Raw genomic sequence first — 20,278 nt, 5'->3', positions numbered from 1 at the left:
CTTTTGATTGATGTACCAGCCGTTTGAGTATAGAATCTCGCCCGCTTTTGCATACGCAAAGCAGATCACTTACCTGTTGCTGGGTCGCCTGTAGCAGGAATTATTAAAGAGAGATTTAAATGTTTACTATCAACGCTGAAGTACGTAAAGAGCAGGGTAAGGGTGCGAGCCGCCGCCTGCGTGCCGCTAACAAGTTCCCGGCAATCATCTACGGTGGCGCAGAAGCCCCGGTTGCTATCGAACTGGATCACGATGCAGTTATGAACATGCAAGCTAAAGCTGAATTCTACAGCGAAGTTCTGACCATCGTTGTTGACGGTAAAGAAGTTAAAGTTAAAGCTCAGGCTGTACAGCGTCACCCGTTCAAGCCGAAGCTGTCTCACATCGACTTCGTTCGCGCGTAATCGCAAACAAGTTGAAGAAAAACCCCGCCAAGGCGGGGTTTTTTTATGGGATTTTGTAATCGATACTGATGGTTCTCGTCGACCGGATAAGGCGTTTACGCTCTCACCCGGCAAACGGTTTTATTTCCCGCCCGACGTGCGACGCTGCAGTTGGTCACGCAGGTTCGGCGGCGTACCTTTGATGGTCAAAGTATCTGTAGCCGGATCCCAGAAAATACGTTCACCCAGTAGCATGGCGTCGAAGTTGATGGTTAACCCACCGCCGCTGCCGGCAAATTTGGTTAACTGACGCAGCGTACTGCGATCCGCAGGGAAGCTCTCTTCCAGCTCGTAACCTTTATCAGCGGTAAATTCGCTGAAGCTAACTTCACTGACGCCGGAAAGCTCTTTGGACAGCGACTCCAGCTCGATCTCTTCACCGGCTTGTAGCTGTTCATTGCAGTAGCTGTACACCTGCTGACGCACGTTCTGGCGTTCAGCTTTATCGAGCTGCGCCTCGGCAGTAAAGTCATCGACCGCCTGCAGCAGGCCACGGTTTTGCGCTTTGGCATTCAGACCTTCGCTGGCGCCGAGGAAATCCATAAAGAAATCGGCAACTTTACGCCCGACCCGCCCTTTCAGGAACGTCAAATAGCGCGTGGACTCCGGGTTGGTTTCCCACTCGGTTAAATCAATACGCGCGACGATATCCGCATGATTGATATCCAGATAGTGCGTCGGGTTGATATCCAGATTTTCATTGACGCGCATGCTGCTTAAATTGTTCAGCACGGCGACCAGCAGATACTCTACCGCCAGATAACGGTAATGGCAGAACAGGACAATACCGCCGTCGGCAAAAGGATATTTCGCCAGCTCGTCCCGCAAACGCCCGGTCGCAGCACGACTAAAAGCCAGAAAATCCTCTTCACCCTGGCGCTGTAAGCGCAGCGTTTGCGCCAGCTCGCTCTCTTCGCTAAACAGGCCATAGGCTTTATTCTTGGCGCTATACACCCGGTGCAACTCAGCCATCATCTCGACAACCGTCGCTGTCGGTTCCAGTAATGAATCGCGCAAGACCAGCTCAAGATTCTGCTCGTCACGTTTGATAAGCTGGTGCAGGGCAATCTGGTTGATATCCAGACTCATGATAAACTCTCCTTTTAGACCGGGCGGTATTCAACCACCTGCCGGGCAGTGACGCAATAGAAGATAAAAAAGCAGAAAAAAAACTGTCTCTACGGTAATATGTTGCCCTTTCATGAACAGACTGATTTCGATTTATGCCACAAATTTCCCGCTATAGTGACGAACACGTTGAACAATTACTGAATGAGATGCTCAACGTACTGGAAAAACATAAGGCACCAACCGATCTTTCCCTGATGGTTTTGGGAAATATGGTGACTAACCTTATCAATACAAGCATCGCACCGGCCCAGCGCCAGGCGATTGCGAACTCTTTTGCCCGCGCATTGCAGTCTTCGGTAAACGACGACCAAGCGCACTAAGAGCCTGCTCCGGGGAAACGAACAACAGTTTATGGTAACTCATCGTCAGCGCTACCGTGAGAAAGTCTCCCAGATGGTTAGCTGGGGGCACTGGTTTGCCTTGTTCAACATTCTGTTGGCCATGGTACTCGGTAGCCGTTACCTGTTTGTCGCCGACTGGCCGACAACGCTTGCAGGGCGTGTTTATTCTTACCTGAGCGTTGTCGGGCATTTTAGCTTCCTGGTGTTTGCCACCTATCTGCTAATCCTGTTTCCTCTGACGTTTATCGTCATGTCCCAGAGGCTGATGCGATTCTTATCAGCGATTCTGGCGACAGCAGGCATGACGCTGTTGTTGATCGACAGCGAAGTGTTCACCCGCTTCCACCTGCATCTCAACCCCATCGTCTGGGAGCTGGTCATTAACCCTGACCAGAATGAAGCGGCCCGCGACTGGCAACTGATGTTTATCAGCGTGCCAATCATTCTGCTAATCGAAATGCTGTTTGCGACCTGGAGCTGGCAGAAACTGCGCAGCCTGACGCGTCGCCGCCATTTTGCCAAACCGTTAGCCGCATTCTTCTTCATTTGCTTTATCGCCTCGCACGTGATGTATATCTGGGCAGATGCCAATTTCTATCGCCCGGTTACCATGCAGCGCGCAAACCTGCCGCTCTCCTATCCGATGACGGCGCGTAAGTTCCTGGAAAAACATGGTCTGCTGGATGCGCAAGAGTATCAGCGTCGCCTGATCGAACAGGGGAATCCGGAAGCAGTTTCCGTGCAGTACCCGCTTAGCGAACTGCGCTATCGCGATATGGGCACCGGCCAGAACGTCCTGCTGATCACCGTTGACGGTCTGAACTACTCGCGCTTTGAACAGCAGATGCCTGCACTGGCAGAATTTGCCGGGCAGAACATCTCCTTTACGCGTCACATGAGCTCCAGCAACACCACGGATAACGGTATTTTCGGCCTGTTCTACGGCGTCTCACCAAGCTACATGGATGGCATTTTATCGACCCGAACGCCTGCGGCGCTGATTTCCGCGCTGAACCAGCAGGGTTATCAGTTAGGGCTATTCTCCTCGGATGGCTTTACCAGCCCGCTTTATCGCCAGGCGCTACTGTCAGATTTCTCGATGCCAAGCGTACAAACGCAATCTGACGAACAAACCGCAAGCCAGTGGATTAACTGGCTGGGACGCTACGCGCAAGAAGATAACCGCTGGTTCTCGTGGGTCTCCTTTAACGGGACGAACCTTGATGACAGCAACCAGAAGAATTTTGCCAAACGCTACGCCAGCGCGGCGCAAGATGTGGATGCCAACATCAACCGTATTCTCAGCGCACTGCGTGATTCCGGGAAGCTGAACAATACGGTGGTCATTATTACCGCAGGTCGGGGCGTGCCGCTGACGCAGGAAGAGAATAACTTTGCCTGGTCACGTGGCCATCTACAGGTGCCTCTGGTTATTCACTGGCCGGGAACACCTGCGCAGCGTATTAATAGTCTGACCGATCATACTGACCTGATGACAACACTGATGCAGCGCCTGCTCCACGTCAGTACCCCAGCAAGCGAGTACTCACAGGGTCAGGATTTGTTTAATGCAACACGGCGCCATTACTGGGTCACGGCAGCTGACAGCAGCACCATGGCCATTACCACACCAGAGATGACGCTGGTGCTTAATAACAACGGTAATTACCAGACCTATAATTTACGCGGCGAGAAAATTAAAGATCAGAAACCGCAGCTAAGTTTGCTGCTGCAAGTGCTGACGGATGAGAAACGATTTATCGCTAACTGATTAATTATAAATCAGTTAGCAGTCCATCCTCTTGCATTCGTGGTGGAAAGCAGTAGTATTAGCAGCCATAAGTGTCGGCACGTAGCGCAGCCTGGTAGCGCACCGTCATGGGGTGTCGGGGGTCGGAGGTTCAAATCCTCTCGTGCCGACCAAAATTCCCCAAAAAAACCAACCTTCTACGGTTGGTTTTTTTATGCCTGTTTTCTGTATGGGGAAGCAATGGGGAATTATCGGGGAAAAACCCCGGCGCATATGTGAAGGATCTTTGGTGAATTTAGGAACCAGTGCATCGCTACGTTTATCGGCATTCTCCAGCTTGATAAGTCATTAGCAGTTGCTAATGACTTATCACCGTTCTTAATTTTCTCAACGGCCTTATCAAGTTTGTCTGAAGATGTTGCACAAAGGAAATTATTCTCAACAACAACTACTTACGATTATATTTTAGTACTTGTAAATAGAGCAGTAGCCAAACTCCTGCCCCTCCCCACACACCAACAATTGCACCAATTTTTCCAGCTAAGATATATTCCGAAAAGGGAACATCTCCTTTACTGATCAGCCAGGTACTAGCAACCATTCCAATAGAGAACGTAACTGCCAGTATAAACACCAACTTAATAAGTTCTAATAGAGGATGTTTCATCTACTATCTCCATTAGCTTCTTTTTGCGTCACATTGCCAGTCCATTCTGAGATTACAGAACCACCAAAACCACCCAGTATACCAGGGTATGAGCTCATTTGACCGCCCTGATATATACCGTATCCGATAGATTTTTCCGAATATTTCAGTGAATACTTACTGGCATCCATTCCTAGCTGATTTTTTATATACTGTGATTCAAACTTATTAGTAATTGAAGCACCAATATTATAGCCAAAACCTGTACCGGCCATACTGCCCACTACTGATGCGGTACTGTCCTGGCCTTCAATCTGACTGCTCATGTAAGCGCTACCGGCCCCTAACAACTGGTTAGCGTAATATCCTTTCCTGGCTGTACCTACACCAGTTAAGCCTGACATCATGAAACTGAGGTAATCGAACTTCTCACCGGTATTGCCGGTTGCAACCTGGACAGCCCCATTTGCTCCGTAACTCAGCCCGGCACTAACAAATTTTTCCGTCAGCGTGGCTGATGACGTTAACAACGAACCCGCTCCGGCAACCGTACCCCAATAATTTTCTGGCTCACCGAAGAAAGCCAGAGCTCTATCACCCTGTGACGTATTGCTATTCAGATAGTTTAAGTCGTAGCGGTTACCTTCAATGACGTAGTCCTTCACATCCGGGTTTTCCAGCGAACCATACAGCCAGCCAGGCCGACCTGCCGCGCTAAGTCCGCCCTCAATATTCCATTTATCTTCCCCGGACAGCGCCGTCAGAGGGTCGGCAGCCAAATCAATATGCAATTTCAGCCGGTTATCAGCACTAATTACAGCATACTTGTTCTGAATATCTCCGCATTCACGACCGGCTTTACGACAGGCAGTCATTTCTCTGTCAAAAGCATGAGCCTCGTCGTAGCTCAGATAGTTATTCTCAATAACAACTCTGTCCGGTACAGGTTGCTGCGATGAACCCGGTTTTACCCTGTTCTTTCCGTGAGTTACAACCGATTTTCCCTGCTATACTTCCGGAGTGGTAACTTTTTGCGCTGTTAAGCGTTTTTCGCCCTAGCACGCTACCGCCCCGGCGGAGATCACCAGAACAGTGACCTGACGCCCTGAGCAGATGTGGCATACCCCGCCACAATGTACCGATGGTGTGCGATCTGCTCTGGCGTCCGGTCCCTTGCAGTAAATCCAGTTCCCTGCCACCGGGACTGACTCAGCACACCACGACCAGACACTGTTGACCGCTAGTCCCTGCACACTGGAAAAACGTCAGCACAATCGGCACCTGTGAGCATCAATGTGAGATTGCCGGAAGCACACACAACATTATGGCGGCGCTCCTAAAACACATTTTGTATGGAAGTGAAAAGGGCAAAGCAATTCAGCCGACATTTCAAATTAATCTTTGCAACGACTGAGGGCTAACCGCAGACCTGCACCAATCTCTGCCAGGGAACTGTCGGCCGGAAGAATGACATCTTCAATACCATCACCTTTAGTTCTACCCCAGCCTTCTAATTTTTCATGACGTGTTGGTGATATGGTAATGACACCATTAACACAATGAATAATGCAATGTTTCATATCCTTGAATAAAGCGCGTTTGGTTTTATAACCGTATTTATCCATCAGCATGGCTATCCAGGCCGCATACTTCTCCTTACCTTTCTCAAGGTCAAAAAAAACAACACGATCCTCTAACTTATTCAGTGTCCGGCTATTGGATAAAGCCTGTAATATAGTTTCACCGGTACATTCGTCGTCAGCTTCAGGTAGTAGTAAATGGGGAGGGAATAGTGGATCTGCACTAGTTCTTCCTAGTCCTGATTGAGTTTCAATTAATAAAAACTCTTTGGTACAATAACAAGTTGCCCAATAATCCTGTTCTTTATTAAATTTCATTATTTCACCTGAGTCACTTTAACGGTTACACCCTGACTTTTACCGTACTCAATAGCCCTATTTATCTCTGTCCATTGTGTTTTAGTAGTATTGGCCGGAACTGCAAGTTGGATTTCTCTATTAGAAATCATTGAAGAATCAAGGGGAGTCTTCGAAAGAGTATATGTCTCAAATTTAGCTGCAGCATCAATATCTCCTTTAACCTTGGTATAAAGCTGATTTGGCTTGTTAAGTCTGGACAATGTTTGAGTATCCAACGATTTCGCACTCACCGCCGTTTTTGTCGCCCCGTCATAGTAATCAAAGGTTTTGAATCTTGGAGGTAAGCGGGCATCCGCAGGCAAAGATGTTCCAACATAATCCTCCCACGGCATGCCCTGCTTCATATTCCCCTGGCCCCACTTCAGACCAATATCTGCGGCGCTGACCGTTGCTGTCGCCGTATTACGACCCATAAAGGAGACGGCAGCAGTCGCAAGCTCTTTCGTTAAGAGCCCAAGCGAACCCAGCGCCGCCTGATTTTCCGGGTCTGAAACAAATGCCGCAAACTGCATCCAGCCTGGTGTACTGGCGTCTATCTTACTCAGATCCTGACTGTTCCACTGCTGAACATACGCCCGAGCCTGTTCATCGCTCATTCCCCCGGCTCCCGGAATATTATTCATCCAGGCCGGACGACTCGCCATATCCAGACCACCTTCGGCCAATTCCTTATCCCAGGCAAGCGCGGAAGCCGGGTTATCTTTCAGGGTCTTATCCAGTTGCTGGCTTTGCTCATCACTGATTTTTTTCCATTTATCAATAATGTCCTGGCAGTTACCTCCAGATTTCCGACAATCAGACAATTCTTTATCGAAGGTCAGAGACTGGTTTGTGCTAAGATAATTATTCTCAACCGTATTTTTCCCGGCCTGCGCCCCGGCAGCCGCCGACGCCGTACTGTCACCCGACAGACCACCGGCCATCCCTGCTGATATCGTTGCCAGCGTGCTGATGGTCTGCTTCTGATCCTCACTCAGTTGCGACAGGTCAGTCACATCAGGATACAGCATACCTGCAATCGCCCGGGCCGCAAGTTCACCCGTTGCCGCACCCGCTGCGCCCGCCGCCGCGCTGTTGCCCTGCATCGCCGCCACTGCGCCGCCCAATATCGCGTGGGCAATGACATTTACCGCAGTATTGCCCTCTGTCGATTTAAGCAGATGCGCCAGCTCCGGTGCCGACGCCCCCGCCAGCGCGGCCCCCATATCACCGCCAGCCAGCCCCTGAAGCGCCGCCGTTGCCGCCTGAATCCCCCGCTGAATATCGCTGCCCGTGCCATACTTCGCCAGTTCTTCCTTATACTTCGGGGTATCTTTCAGCTTATCCGCAGGCAGATTCGGATTGTCCCTGCGCGCCTCTTTCAGCGCATTTATCTCTCCCTGTGTTCTGGCAATATCCGCTGCCTGACCGCCAATATCACTGATGAGACTTACCGTCTGCAGCCGCTTCTGCTCTTTCTCTTTGTCAAAAATCGGGCTGATGCTGTCGTTCGCATGTTCCGTATCACGACTCAGACCGGATACATCCTGCTGCTGGTTCGCTGTATCACGAACCGTAATTGTTCCTTCCGCTACCGCCGCCTGCGTGGTTCCTTCCGCATGCCCGCTGTTGCCACCCGCTGAAATCATTCCACCCGGCATATTGCCTTTAAACGTGTCGCCGCCAAAAGAACCGCCGCCGCTCAGGCTGACGCCTGAATGACTGACCTTAAAGTCCGCTTCGTTATGAAGGTCCCTGAACCCCAGCGTTCCGGTATCCAGGCTGTTTTTGTCCCCCGTTGCCGTCGAAGCGATTACCGCGCCATCCAGTTGCGTGTGACGTCCCACCGTCACATCAAATCCGCCATCGCCCGCAAAAAGCCCTGTCTGCTCCTGAACCGAGTCATAAGTGCTTTTCATCTTGTCCTGGCTGGCACTGATATAGCCCGAACCGGTCATGCTACCGAAGGTAAAACTGCCGCCTGCCGCTACGCTGTTCTGCTTCGATTTGTAGTCGTTGCTGTCCTGCTGGCTGCTCATCCACAGGTCGCGACCAATATCCGCGACCACTTTATCGCCGCTGACCTGCGCGCCATTCAGAAGGGCATCGCGACCACTGGTCATCGATACTATGCCACCGCTGTCCAGCGTGGTCTCCGTCCACGCCGTGCCGTTACCCTTCTCATGTCCTTTTGCCGCATTCACGTTGGCGAAGACGCTGATACCATAGCCATTGGTTCCTCCGCCAATGCTGACCCCTACACCGCCGCCGCTGCTGCTGTTTTTCCCGGTTGTCTGTTGAGTGTTTGCCGCACCGCTCAGTACGATATCATTCGCTGCTGCAAGCGTGGTGTCCCCGCCCGCCTTTATCTGGCTACCGCCGATCAGAATATCGCCGCTGTTCCCGCTCGGACCTTTACCCGTCGCCGTAATAGCCAGGTTGTTGCCTGCATTCAGGGTGCTGCCTGCCACAGTATCACTCCTGGCATGCTGCTCAGACTTTGATTTCTGGGAAGTCAGAGAAATGCTGACGCCTATACCGTTATTCGGATCACCGCCAGCCTGAGCAACTGCAACCCCCTGCGCAGCCTGCACGCCGGAAAGCGCCGCTTTCGTTGCCTTCAGAGCTGCAAGCCGATCATCACTCTCATCTTTCGCATCCTGCGCTGCTGAAACCGCGCTGTTCACCGCACTGCCCACAGTCCCTGACAGCGCCACCGTGAGTCCGCTGGTTTTCTGCTCAAACTTCTCATCACGGGTGCGTTTGTCGTGTCCCGGTTCAATAAGTACACTATCGCCGCGAACAGCAATATCTTTCTGGGCGATGATATCCGCGCCGCCGATATGTGCCTGCTGGCCTGCGGTGATACTGACGTTGCCCCCCGTAGAACCGACCGTACTGAAGCTCTCGCTTTGGGTGGTGCCTTTTTCGCGCAGATCGTGCGTCGTTTTACTGCTACCGATGGTGAAGCCGATCCCGCCCGACCCCATCAGCCCGCTCTTTTTCGTCTCTTTAAAGCGCCATGAGGTATCCGTATTGGTGGCAGCAACGATATCCACATTGTTGCCAGCCCCCAGCGTCACATTGCCGTCACCGGCAACGGCTGAGCCCTGTACCAGAATGTTATTCCCGGCGGCGACAGTCACATTGTCCCCGCTCAGCAACGCGCCTTTTTCCCGCGTAGCACTGTCTTCTTCAATCGCATGGGTAGTTTTTTTACTGAGGAATCCTTTTTTGGTTTTCGTGGTTTCCTGGTAGTGATAATCGCTCTCTGTGGCGGTCGTGAGATTCACATCCCGGCCTGCCGTGACGCCGATATCGCCCTGCGCCGTAACATCCGCTGCCTGCGCACTCACATCGCGCCCGGCGATAATGACCGTGTCGCCGCCGCTGGCAATTTCCGTCCCCTGCTGGCGTACGGCGTCATTGACCACGGTTTTCTTCTTCGCACGATAGCTGTCGCCGTCGGTCGTTGCTTCAGCCAGCAGGTTGACATCACGCCCGGCCAGCAGACCCACATCATTTTCCGCTGCCAGCCCGGCCGCGTGAGAATTAATATCCTGACCCGCTTTCAACACCAGATAGTCACCCGCTGAGACGGTGGTACGGGAAAGCCCGGTGCTGTGCGATTCACTGCCGCCGTTACGGCTATTCTGCTGAGTGGTGGCCGCATTCAGATTGAGATCGTTACCCGCTGTAAGCTGAGCATTCCCCCCCGCGTTAACATTGCTGGCGGTGACGTTGAGGTTATTCCCGGCATTGATACCGAGGTTACCGCCCGCGCTGATGGCGCTCCCCTGCCAGTCCACCGACGAACGACCGGTCTCAGTGACCCTGCGTCCGGAATGGCTCCGGGCATCGTTAATCTGGTTGGCATTTACCGCAATATCTCCCCACGCAGCCATCAGCAATGAGCCACCCGCAGAGAGATTCGCGCCAGTAACGGTGATATCCTTGCCTGCCGAGAGCGACAATCCGTCCTGCGCGGTAATGGACGCCACAGAACCCAGCAACGTATCTTTAAAGCTCACATTGCGGTATTTGTCCCTGGCACTCACATCAATCTGTTCCGCCAGCGTCAGGTTATTGATGTTGCCGTCCAGGCTTTCCAGCGTCACCGTTTTTCCGCTGATGGCGGAGCTGACGTTATTGATATCGCCAATCGCACTCAGCTCAAGGTTGCCCCCGGCCTGCATCAGACTATTGTTAAGGTTGCTGATGCTGTTCTGACTGTCGAGAGTGAGATCGTTTCTCGCCAGCAGCGTACTGCCAGCGTTGGTGATATTCCCGCTGGTAAGCTGAACATTATTCCCGGCAATGACGCTACCGTTGCTCACCGTGATATCTTTCGGCGAGAGATACAGCTTCGGTATCATTACCGTCTCACCGTTGACGGTCGCGGCTTCCCACCACAGCATGCTGTGCTCAAGGGACGCTATCTGATCGGCCGTCAGGGCCACCCCAAATTTCAGCCCCAGCGACTGCTGAGTACTGGCAGCGCTGTCCATCAGATAACGCATCTGCTCAAGGTCAGAACCTATACCGTTGATGTATCGACTTCCCGTCTTATTCAGCATGGCGTTACTGACATAGCGGGTATCGAACGCTGCATCACCGAGGAAACGGTAGTCATATTCCGGGTTCAGTTTGAGACGATCGAGCATATAGGCCGATCCCAGAAACTGGTTTTGATCGGTATACGCAACGTTAGTTTCACGCGGCGCTTCGCCCGGTTTGATACCCAGCATGGCATTCAAATCACCAAACAGGCTGGGATCGAGTTGACCAAGGCCATTCAGTTTCGGGTTGACGTTGATCAGGTACGGGCTTTTCGGATCGTCGGAGACGACGAAATAACCGTTCTTTCCGGAAGGCATCGGATACGCGCTGGTATCCACCGTTTTGCCCTGGTTTTGCCCGGCGGTATTCACGCCCTTCTCGTCTGGGTTAATCAGGCCATTGAGTTGGCCGAGGCTGGCATCACCTTTCTGTGTGGTAGAAACAGAGCTGAGCGTGGCGTCCGATACGCCACCGCTTTCCAGCGTGCCGCCGCCGGTAATCTGCTGTAATGCATCCTGCAGTTGGTCGTTCCACTGTGGGGAGCTGACGCTCACCGTGTCATTGCCTGCCAGCGCCTGCTTTTGCACCCCATTACTGAGGGTTTGGTTGCTGAGAGTGTTGAGGGTTGGCACAGAAATAGTGGTGCCAACTCCACTGTTCGCTGTGATGCTGGTATTACTAATGTCATTAGTGAAAGTCGCTGTAATATTCCCACCCGCACTAATTACTGAGCGGTATGACTCACTATCAGCTGTAAACTCCTTTTTAATTTCCCCTAAAACATACGGAACCCCTATGTATTCGAAGCCATCTTTATTGGGTATAACCAGTCCTCCGTAAGTATCAGTGGACTGATACCATTTACCGTATCTGGGATAGCCCTTAAGTCTCTCAGGGGTTAAATTGCAATTATCAGAGAACCACTCACACCGGTATTCAGCCTCTTGATAAACGATTTCATGCCCGGCTTCGGCAGAAAGATTATTCAACGAATCTCCTCTCAGTAATGCCTCTCTGTCCGAAAGAATATGGCTTGCACGGTTATCCATTATTGTAGCGTTGATAACAATATCCCTACCTGAGGCAATACGTGCGGCATCCCCCGTAGCATTCGCTTCAACTATTGATTCACTTAATATAAAACGACGAAGATCATTCCCAACTAAAAGATACTTATATCTATCGTGGCAGATCTGACTATTTCCGGCGCAACGTTCTCCCCAATAGCTCCAGATAATATTTTCAGGTGATTTCAGCCATTCCTGCAGACTAAGCTCAACATCCGGCTTTTTCTTACCATCACCAATCGTGATTGGAAATAAAAATGGTCCCGAAGGTAATGCATTAGAAAAATCCTGCTTTCTCTGACTGATAGTCAACCCATCCCGCTGGTTCAGCAGATGCCCGGTTTTGATGGTGATATCACCGTTCTGGGTTTCGATATTGCCGGAAGTGTTGACCACTTCGCTGTTGGCATTTCCCGCCGCATCTCGTTGCATCCACAGATTGTTGCCTGCAAGGATATCGCCGCGCTGGTTGGTAATGGTGTTGGCATAAAGCGCCAGATTATTTGCCGCGTACAACAGCGCCGTATTAACGATAGCGCCAGGCGCATTGAGCGTCAGAGAACCACGCGTGCCGGTGAAACCATCGACTGAAATATTACCGCGACTGGTCAGCGTAATATCCCCACCACCCTGTAACGTTCCGGCGGCATTGAGCGCCACGTTGCTGCCGCTGAGGTGGCTCGCACCGTTGCCCGTTGTGATTTGCCCGTTATTGCTGAGCTGCCCGCCCGCCGTCAGGTTGAGCGACTGCCCCTGAAGCACGCTACGGTTGTCGATAGCACCCTCGCTGGTCATGGTCAGCGTTTTACCCGCAGCAAACGCGCTTTGCGCAGTAAAGCCATTCACCAGTTTCAGCGTCAGATTACCCAGCGCAACCACCTGCCCCAACGCATCAAGCCCGTGGCTTTCAACGGACAGGTCACCACCGCTGAACAGTTTACCTGCTGCATTCTGATTAACCTGGCTGGCATTAACACTCAGTTGCGAGTTGCCCAACAGCGTACCGTTATTCGTCACCTGCGTGTATTTCACCGCCAGTTGACCGGCCTGCGTAGTTCCCTGGTTGGTAAAATTGTTACCTGTAAGCGTGGCGCTGTCGGCCAGCCAGCTCCCGCCATTGGTGGCCGTTGTCGCATTCAGAATGAGGTTTGTCGCCTGTAACCAACCTGCGCCGGAATACAGCGGCGTGGTCAGCGTCATTCCCGCGCCGGAAAGCAGTTTGCCGTCATTGAGCGCGCGAGTTGTGGCGTTAAGATGGGTCTCTCCACCGCTCTGCATTAAACCGTAGTTGGACAGCACTGGCGTAGAAAGCGTCAGCCCCTGGCGGCTGACAATCTCCCCGGAAGCCTGGTTTATCAAATCACCGCTCAGCGACAGCGTTGCGCCATTATCCCCTTGTAGGCGTCCGCTGTTGGTCAATGCGCCGGACGTCATGCCCAGCGTCGCCCCCTGAATTTTGCCCTCGTTGGTGACTGACGCCGCAGTCAGATCCAACGCGCCGCCGCTCAGCATACTGCCCGCTTTCTGCTGCCTGACCGCGCCGTTCATGGCAAGCGTGAGCGCATTTACGCCGCTAATTGCCGCACTGTTATCGAGGGTTGTCCCCTTCAGCGTAAGATTTTTCGCCGTCCATTGCCCGGCGTTAGTCAGAGAAAGCGCCTGTAGCGTCGCGTTACCCAGCGCGGTTATTTTGCTGCCCGCCGTGGAAGTCAGGTTATTCGCGAGCGTAAGCTGCAGAGCGTCGGCGCTGTGTATTGCCCCATTGTTTGTCAGCGTTTGCGCATTGAGCAGAATCGACTGCCCCTGCCATGTGCCATTATTCGTCACATCGCCAGAAGTGAGTTTTAGCGTTCCCTGCGTCAGCAGTGAACCACCTGCTGCGTTAATCAATTCCTGTTGCGGTGAAGCCATCGCCATGCGCGCCATCAGACGCTGACGCACTTCCAGCGTCAGGCTTTGCAGGCCGGTCAGCGTGCCCTGATTGTGGATCCGGTTTTGCTGCAGGGTCAGGGTCTTTCCCTGTACCGTGCCGCTGTTATCAAGCTGTGCGCCGTCGAGCGTTACGTCGCTTTCGCTGAGCAGCTTTCCGCTGTTATCAAGCTGCTGCGCGGTCAGTGACATTCCGCCATGACTCATCATGTCGCCTGACGTGGTAAGGCCGTTGTTTACCGTCGCCGTCAGATTACCGAGGCTTACCAGCGAGCCTTTGTGCAGCCAGTCATCAGCGGTCAGCGTAAGTTGCTGCCCCTGCAGTGTTCCCTGCGTCGTAATATTGCCGACATCGAAGGTCAACGCGCCACCGCTCAGCGTACGGGACGTTATACCCGTCGTGAGCACATCGCCAGACAGCGCAAGCCCGTTCGTCCCCTGCCACAGGCCAGTATTGTTTAGCGTCGAGGCTGCAAGTGTCAGCCTGTCACCGGCAATACGCCCGGCGCTGTTGATATCATCAGCCGTCAGCGTCAGTGCGCCGCCACTTTGAATGTATCCGGGGTTGATAAGTCGCCCGGATAGCTTGCCTTCCAGGCCATGTAAACCGTTAAGCACGCCGCTGTTATTCAGCGAGTCGGCAGTGAATGTCAGGACATCCCCCTGCAGTACACCGGCGTTTTCCATCGCACTGGTATGCACCAACAACGCATTACCGGCCAGCCATTTACCAGTGGCATCCGTGGTGAAGGTATTCGCAGAAACCGAGGTACTGTCATTACCCTGAACCAGACCGCTGTTACGGATGGATTTTCCATCCAGAGTGACACTTTTCGCCGCCAGCGTACCGCGGTTATCCAGAGAGGCGGTATTTATCGACGCCCCCTGTTTCGCCACCAGGTTACCCTGGTTTTCAACTGAGTTTGCCAGCGTCAGATCCAGGGAATCGGCCTGAATATCACCGGCGTTAATTAATGTGCTGCCGCGCAGCGTGAAGTCGGTATTCGTCAACAGCAGACCGTGGTTTTCCAGCGTGTCGAGGCCTAAATCCAGCCCCGCGCCGCTAACCAGTTGTCCCTGCTGACCATTAAACAGATTGCGGGTGGTGAGCTGTAGCACCGAATTACCCTGCACAGTGCCGTTATTCATAAGCTCCGGCGCGGAAATGCTAAGGGATTTTGCTGCAATCGTGTTGTCGTTAAACAACTGCGCTGCAGCCAGTTCGAACAGATTCAGACTGCGCAGCGCTCCCTGATTGTCCAGTCGCTCGCTGGCAGTGATCTTCAGGCTATTCTGAGCCTGAATACTGCCGCCGTTCCGCAGGATGTCCAGCGTAATCGCCGCAGTTCGGGCCTCCAGTTGGCCATCGTTGTCGATACGCTTTCCGCTAAGATGCAACTCTTCGCCGCCGGTTACCTGCCCGCCAGCAAGGTTAGTGAAGCGATTGCCATCCCAGCCGAGCATCTGATTCCCCTGCAGGATCCCGCTGTTACTGAGATCGCCGTGTAATGCCAGCACCTTCGCCGCCAGCAGTCCGCCGTTATTCACGCTGGCGGCATGCACGGTCATACCCTGTTGGCTGAGTACCTTGCCCTGGTTAGTGAACACGTCGTGTACCGTTGCCGTTACCCCTGTTTCACCCAACGCATTACCGCTGTTTTGCCACGTATTTGCTTCCAGATTCAGCGTGCTGCCCTGCAGCAAGCCGGCGTTGTGGAGGGTCTGATTCTTCAGGCTTAATTCCCCCACCGACAGCACATTGCCGTCGTTATTCACGTCCCGACTGTTCAGCACAAGCGTATCGGCGGCCATGAGTCCGAGGTTATCTGTCTGCTGTCCGTTAACAGATAATGACGTGTCCGCCAGCAGGCGCCCCGCGGTTTCGTTTTTTACCGTCGCATATTCACTTTGCAGATCAACGCCGTTAATTTCTCCGCCGTTAACCAACTGGCGACCGTTGAGGTGCAATGAACCGTCGGTAGTAATCAGCCCATGGTTGGTCAGATACGGTATATCCAGCGCCAGAGAACGCCGGGCATAGAGCGAGCCGCCGCTAAGGTTATCTAACTTATCAATCTGCAGATCCAATGCCGCGTTGCCCTGCATCAGACCGCTATTCACAACATACTGACTGCGAAGAACTAGCGTTTCGGCTACCAGAGAGCCGCTGCTGGTGAGAAGTTCAGGTGCAATAATCGAAATGCGTTCAGCGCTGGCGCTACCTCTATGAGTCAGCGTCGCCGCGCTGAGCGTCAGGGTATCAGCCAGCAGTTCACCCTGGTTATCAACTGACTGCTGCGCGCTGAAACCAACGCGTGCCCCGGTGGATTTTCCGCCATGGCTGATCCTGCCCGCCGTTACGTCCAGCGAACCTTTTGCCGCCTGTACACCGTCCAGCGTGACGCTGTTGCCGGTAATCGCAAGGTCCAGACCACTCTGCAGATGGCCGTCCTTGCCAGTAATCAGATGCTTTGCGCCCACGTTAAGCGCACCAGCGGCATTAACCTGACCGTTCAGGTTCAGGTTTTGCGCAGCGTTTAACTGTATGCCCTGTTGCCCGGCGATCAGCGAATCTTTCGCGGCGGTGAGGTTCTCTGCCTTGACTGTCACCCCCCGGTTGCCAGAGAGGACGCCATATTGTTCAACTGTCGCGGCCTGCACCGTTAATGAGCCATCAGAGAGCAACGTTCCACCGTTCAGCAGCCTGGCATCCGCCCGGATATCCGCATCGTTTTTCGCGCTGAGGTTGCCCTGTTGGTTCAGCGTTGTTGTCTGTACTGAAAGCAGGCCACCGCTCGCCAGCGACCCCCTATTATCCAGCGTCCCGCTGTGGACCGATACGCTGCTACCCTGCATCAGACCTGTGTTGCTAAGACTGCTGACAGAAGCATCAAGATGGCCGTTTGCCGCCAGTTGACCACCATTCACGAGGTGGTCACCGGAAAGAGACAACGCGCCTCCCGCATTGACCTGTCCCTGGTTGTTCATTTCGCTACCGGCCAAGCTTAATGCGCCTTTCGCATCGGCCCGACTGGCGTTATCCAGTGCTATGCGCTGTGCCTTCAGCGTGAGTCCGTTACCTGCAGAAAGCAATCCCGCTTTAGCCGACAGATTGCCGTGACTGTTAAGGCTAACATCAGCACCACTCCCCAGCGTGGAGCGGGTCAGCGTCAGCCCATTAGTACCCGCAACATCCAGTTTTTCTTTACTGGTCAGGCTGCCGTCGGTGACTGTCAGCGAGCCGTCACTGCGCAATGAGGTGGTTTTCTGGCTCACCAGAGTAGTTGCAGCAATGGCTACATCCTGTTTAGCAGCCACCTGCAACTCGCCAGCTGCGGCAATCCCGCCACCATCGATCGTCACCTTGCCATCGCTACCCAACTGCACGTTTGCGCCACTGGAGAGATTTGCACCTTGTAGCGCTAACGCCCCGGTGCTGTTGATGACCATCCCGCTTGCGGTCTTATGGCTGCCGGTCAACGTGACGCCTTCGCCACTGGCGGAAAGACCACCGTTTGCCAGAGTGTTGCCGATCGTTAATTTCCCGTTAGCATTGAGGGTGATATCACCCTGGCGGGCATTCAGATCCCCGAGGTTGACCCCCAGCCCTTTCTCGCTGGAGACCAGATGAATACGGTTAGCGTACATCCCACCTAATGCGCCGGTGTCTACCGCGATTTTCGGTGCTTCTCCTTCGCCATTCAGCGGGCTCGTCTGGCCATTCGCCGCGACGCGATTCGCGCCGACGATAACATTCAGATCTTTGGCGTGTAGCGCAGCGTTAATTTCCGTGGCGCGGGCAATAATTGACACCGCATCGCTCTGGCTTCCATCCAGTCCTTTGCCTTCAATGGTAATGCTGCCTTTGCTCACATCCAGCGACTGCAGGTTACCGTTAGCATCCAGCACTGGTTTACCGGTAGTCAGTGTGGCGTTAGGCGTGTTGATAAACCCGCACCCGTTACAGGTAATGCCATAAGGGTTGGCAACCATGACGTTGGCGGCTTTCCCCGCGACTTCGGTATAGCCCTGTAGCTGCGAACGGTTAGCGCCGGTAACTTCGTTGATGATCCCTGATGCTTCCTTTCCGGGACGCAGGTTCGGGTTATTCTGGACGATGCCGCCGAGCTGGGTTTGGGTAAATTGCCCGGTCGCGTTGTTGAGGATCAGTCCCTCTTTTCCCACGTTGTAGTCGTTATATTTGTTGTGTGAAATCCCGGACTGGTTCGGCGTGGCAATATTCACCACCGGAACACCATTGGCAGCTTTATCCATCTGCGTATTGCCTTCAGGCGTGATGGCGGCAGCCATCGCCGGGAGCAGTGGTTGGGTAGCCAGCAGGAAACTCAACATGCCACTTAGCAAACGCTGGGAGAAACGAACCTGATCCTTTTTCATCATCCTTGTTCCTTAAAAAGCCACCGCAACGCGGTAATACACATTGAGATGATCCGGTGCCAGCCAGTCCGGATAATTCACTGGTGTTCCTACGGTAAACTGACTGGAGAACCAGCGCCCTGAGCTGGTTAATCCCAGCGCGGCCCCCCACAACGTGCCGGAGGCATACCTGTCAACGCTATCTTGTTTCAGCCAGCCGCCGTCGAATGCCGCTAGCGCGCCAATCTGTCCCAACACCGGCAGCGTAAAAAGCGAGTAATTCACTTCGTTGCGCCAGTAGCCGCCGTTATCTCCTGAAATGTATTGTTCTTTATAGCCGCGTACCGATGTTTCACCGCCCAGCGTCAGGCGTTCGCTGCCGTAAAGGCGATCCGGTGACCATTGAAAATAGAGGCTGCTCAGCCACCACAGTCTTTCTGTCAGCGGGCGCTGAAAACTGCCGCTGACGCTCCACTTGCGAAATTCTGCCTTTGGCACATCACCCTGTTTATCATTGTCATCCTCTGCGCCAAACCACGGCACGCCCTGGGTGAATGAGGGGTTAAACGTCGCAACGCCGGACACAATTTTTTGCGTATGGTTGATACCCAGCGAAACGCTGGAAAGCTTGCGGCTACTGGTTTCCAGCAGGACATCATTCAATCTGTTACGATTGATTCGATGCGTGAGACCCAGCGATGCTGCGGTTTTGATATCACCGTTGCGAAACAAAACCCAGGAGCCGTTCAGACGATGGGTTTCGCTGTCGCCGGTGGAGCGCCAGGCATAGCCATTGTTATCAATGGTGCTAAGGTAGTTACTCCAGCTGTAGCTGTAATCCAGCAATCCGTAGCCGTAAGGAACACTCACGCCAGCAGCAACGTTCTGCGCATCTTTACTGCTGGAAAAATCGCTGCTACGCCCACCGCTGATAAACCATTTATCCGCCAGCCCAAGCATATTATTGAAAAATAATGCCCCGCTCAGTTGTCCGGTTCCGGTGCTCTTTTGTCCGCTGTTATCAAAACTGACGGAGCCGTTAACAGGGAATTCAGGCGTGGCGCTCAGATTAACTATTGATAACCCCTGCTGGCTGCCCGGCAAAATTTCAATTTCCACCGGCGTCTGGCGAATCCGGTTCAACTGCTCCATACCCTGTTCAATGTCACGCAGATTGAGAATCTTTCCTTCCAGCCCAGGAAAGATCATTTTCAGCGTGCGCGATGGGACACCTTCCAGACGTATTTGCTGCAATTTTCCCTCAAGCACCGCAATGTGCAGCACCCCAGAGGAGAGATCCTGTTCGGTTAAAAAGGCACGACTGGTGATGTAACCTCGGCTGATATACCAGTCGGAAATTGCATTTGTCAGTTCCGTCAGGCGAGGAATATCCAGACATTGATTCACCCACGGCGCGGTAAGCTTTGCCGAGGCAGCAGCGGACAACTTCGTTGCGCCGTCAATATCAATGCGCGAAATCATAAAACACGGCCCTTCAGTCCGGGCTGGCGTTTTCGGCGTGACGGCTTCGGGCAGCGTAACGCTACGCTCCAGCTCTTCACGCTGGCGCTGATTTTCATTAAGTAGCAGCTGTTGTTGCTGCTGAATGGTATTACGATCCGCAGGAGAGAGTGGTGCGGCAGAAACAGTTGTGAACGGCAAAACTAACACCCCAATCAGTAATGCCAACTTTCTTTCATCCCTGAACTTCACCCTATCCCCCCAAAAAGTACGAAACCGAACCTGGCTGTACGACCCTTGCCAAAAAAGCACAAAATGCAAACAAAGGCAAAGGCAATAAATGCGTTTTCACCTTATTCCTATTGCATTTCAGATTTTTTTATATTCTTAAGTTAAATTACTCTTACTCTATTGGCCCAATCCCATCGCTAGTCGCCCATTAGCATGAAGATCGCTGGGATGAGTATGTCGCGCACGTCGTGCCGCATGGGTGACGTCTGCGGAGTTCTCTTCCAACTGCTTGCACCTTTAATATCAACATTGCTTATTATTGCCACTTATTAATGTTGATATTTAATTAATGTTGTCAAACAGCAAATCGGGAATACTTTCGTCTCGCAAACCGCCAGCACCTTGATTCAAATCATAAAGAGT

9 protein-coding genes, 1 tRNA gene and 1 pseudogene are annotated in these 20,278 nt (G+C 52.9%); 4 read left to right on the top strand and 7 right to left on the bottom strand.

Going from position 1 to position 20,278, the window contains the following annotated elements; genetic code table 11:
- The first annotated feature begins 119 nt into the window (after positions 1 to 119).
- Positions 120 to 404: a 50S ribosomal protein L25 gene (gene rplY, locus OGX91_RS20360; protein WP_005129291.1), complete on the top strand. Its 285-nt coding sequence runs from the start codon at positions 120 to 122 to the stop codon at positions 402 to 404.
- 120 nt (positions 405 to 524) lie between these two features.
- Here rplY and yejK read toward each other — a convergent pair whose 3' ends face one another.
- On the bottom strand, positions 525 to 1,532 hold the full coding sequence (gene yejK, locus OGX91_RS20355; protein WP_005129293.1) for a nucleoid-associated protein YejK: 1,008 nt from the start codon (positions 1,530 to 1,532) through the stop codon (positions 525 to 527).
- 134 nt (positions 1,533 to 1,666) lie between these two features.
- Between yejK and OGX91_RS20350 the strand changes: the two genes are divergently transcribed.
- From OGX91_RS20350 to OGX91_RS20340, 3 genes are all read left to right on the top strand, one after another.
- Positions 1,667 to 1,894 (top strand): YejL family protein, encoded by a 228-nt coding sequence (locus OGX91_RS20350; RefSeq protein WP_003027506.1) that lies wholly within the window; start codon positions 1,667 to 1,669, stop codon positions 1,892 to 1,894.
- A 31-nt stretch (positions 1,895 to 1,925) separates the two neighbouring features.
- Entirely contained in the window at positions 1,926 to 3,686 is a 1,761-nt protein-coding gene (gene yejM / locus OGX91_RS20345; protein ID WP_286627238.1) for an LPS biosynthesis-modulating metalloenzyme YejM, read from the top strand.
- Positions 3,687 to 3,761: 75 nt separating this feature from the next.
- Positions 3,762 to 3,838: transfer RNA gene (locus OGX91_RS20340), tRNA-Pro, on the top strand.
- A 97-nt stretch (positions 3,839 to 3,935) separates the two neighbouring features.
- On the opposite strand, the pseudogene OGX91_RS24235 reads toward OGX91_RS20340, so the two are convergent.
- From OGX91_RS24235 to OGX91_RS20315, 6 genes and pseudogenes are all read right to left on the bottom strand, one after another.
- Positions 3,936 to 4,108 (bottom strand): annotated as a pseudogene (locus OGX91_RS24235) (VENN motif pre-toxin domain-containing protein); the annotation flags it as partial.
- A gap of 5 nt (positions 4,109 to 4,113) precedes the next feature.
- Positions 4,114 to 4,332, bottom strand: a complete 219-nt coding sequence (locus OGX91_RS20335; protein WP_061068184.1) for a hypothetical protein — start codon at positions 4,330 to 4,332, stop codon at positions 4,114 to 4,116.
- Entirely contained in the window at positions 4,329 to 5,186 is an 858-nt protein-coding gene (locus tag OGX91_RS20330; RefSeq protein WP_286627237.1) for a hypothetical protein, read from the bottom strand. The genes OGX91_RS20335 and OGX91_RS20330 overlap by 4 nt, the downstream gene beginning before the upstream one ends.
- A gap of 519 nt (positions 5,187 to 5,705) precedes the next feature.
- Positions 5,706 to 6,209 (bottom strand): contact-dependent growth inhibition system immunity protein, encoded by a 504-nt coding sequence (locus OGX91_RS20325; RefSeq protein WP_199946859.1) that lies wholly within the window; start codon positions 6,207 to 6,209, stop codon positions 5,706 to 5,708.
- Positions 6,209 to 18,184: a hemagglutinin repeat-containing protein gene (locus tag OGX91_RS20320; protein WP_286627303.1), complete on the bottom strand. Its 11,976-nt coding sequence runs from the start codon at positions 18,182 to 18,184 to the stop codon at positions 6,209 to 6,211. Before OGX91_RS20320 ends, OGX91_RS20325 begins: the two co-directional genes overlap by 1 nt.
- A 12-nt stretch (positions 18,185 to 18,196) precedes the next feature.
- Complete coding sequence (locus tag OGX91_RS20315; RefSeq protein WP_286627302.1) at positions 18,197 to 19,834, bottom strand: ShlB/FhaC/HecB family hemolysin secretion/activation protein; 1,638 nt, start codon at positions 19,832 to 19,834, stop codon at positions 18,197 to 18,199.
- Positions 19,835 to 20,278 lie beyond the last annotated feature (444 nt).

The organism is Citrobacter sp. Cpa228 (genome assembly GCF_030333085.1).
GTDB classification, from domain to species: Bacteria; Pseudomonadota; Gammaproteobacteria; order Enterobacterales; family Enterobacteriaceae; genus Citrobacter; species Citrobacter pasteurii.
Note: the sequence above shows the minus strand (reverse complement) of the source record. Positions and strands in the feature narration are given on the sequence as shown.

What these genes read in the sequence shown, in the direction of transcription:
- rplY (WP_005129291.1), top strand. Translation starts at nt 120, where the DNA reads ATGTTTACTATCAACGCTGAAGTACGTAAAGAGCAGGGTAAGGGTGCG.
- yejK (WP_005129293.1), bottom strand. Translation starts at nt 1,532, where the DNA reads ATGAGTCTGGATATCAACCAGATTGCCCTGCACCAGCTTATCAAACGT.
- OGX91_RS20350 (WP_003027506.1), top strand. Translation starts at nt 1,667, where the DNA reads ATGCCACAAATTTCCCGCTATAGTGACGAACACGTTGAACAATTACTG.
- yejM (WP_286627238.1), top strand. Translation starts at nt 1,926, where the DNA reads ATGGTAACTCATCGTCAGCGCTACCGTGAGAAAGTCTCCCAGATGGTT.
- OGX91_RS20335 (WP_061068184.1), bottom strand. Translation starts at nt 4,332, where the DNA reads ATGAAACATCCTCTATTAGAACTTATTAAGTTGGTGTTTATACTGGCA.
- OGX91_RS20330 (WP_286627237.1), bottom strand. Translation starts at nt 5,186, where the DNA reads ATGACTGCCTGTCGTAAAGCCGGTCGTGAATGCGGAGATATTCAGAAC.
- OGX91_RS20325 (WP_199946859.1), bottom strand. Translation starts at nt 6,209, where the DNA reads ATGAAATTTAATAAAGAACAGGATTATTGGGCAACTTGTTATTGTACC.
- OGX91_RS20320 (WP_286627303.1), bottom strand. Translation starts at nt 18,184, where the DNA reads ATGAAAAAGGATCAGGTTCGTTTCTCCCAGCGTTTGCTAAGTGGCATG.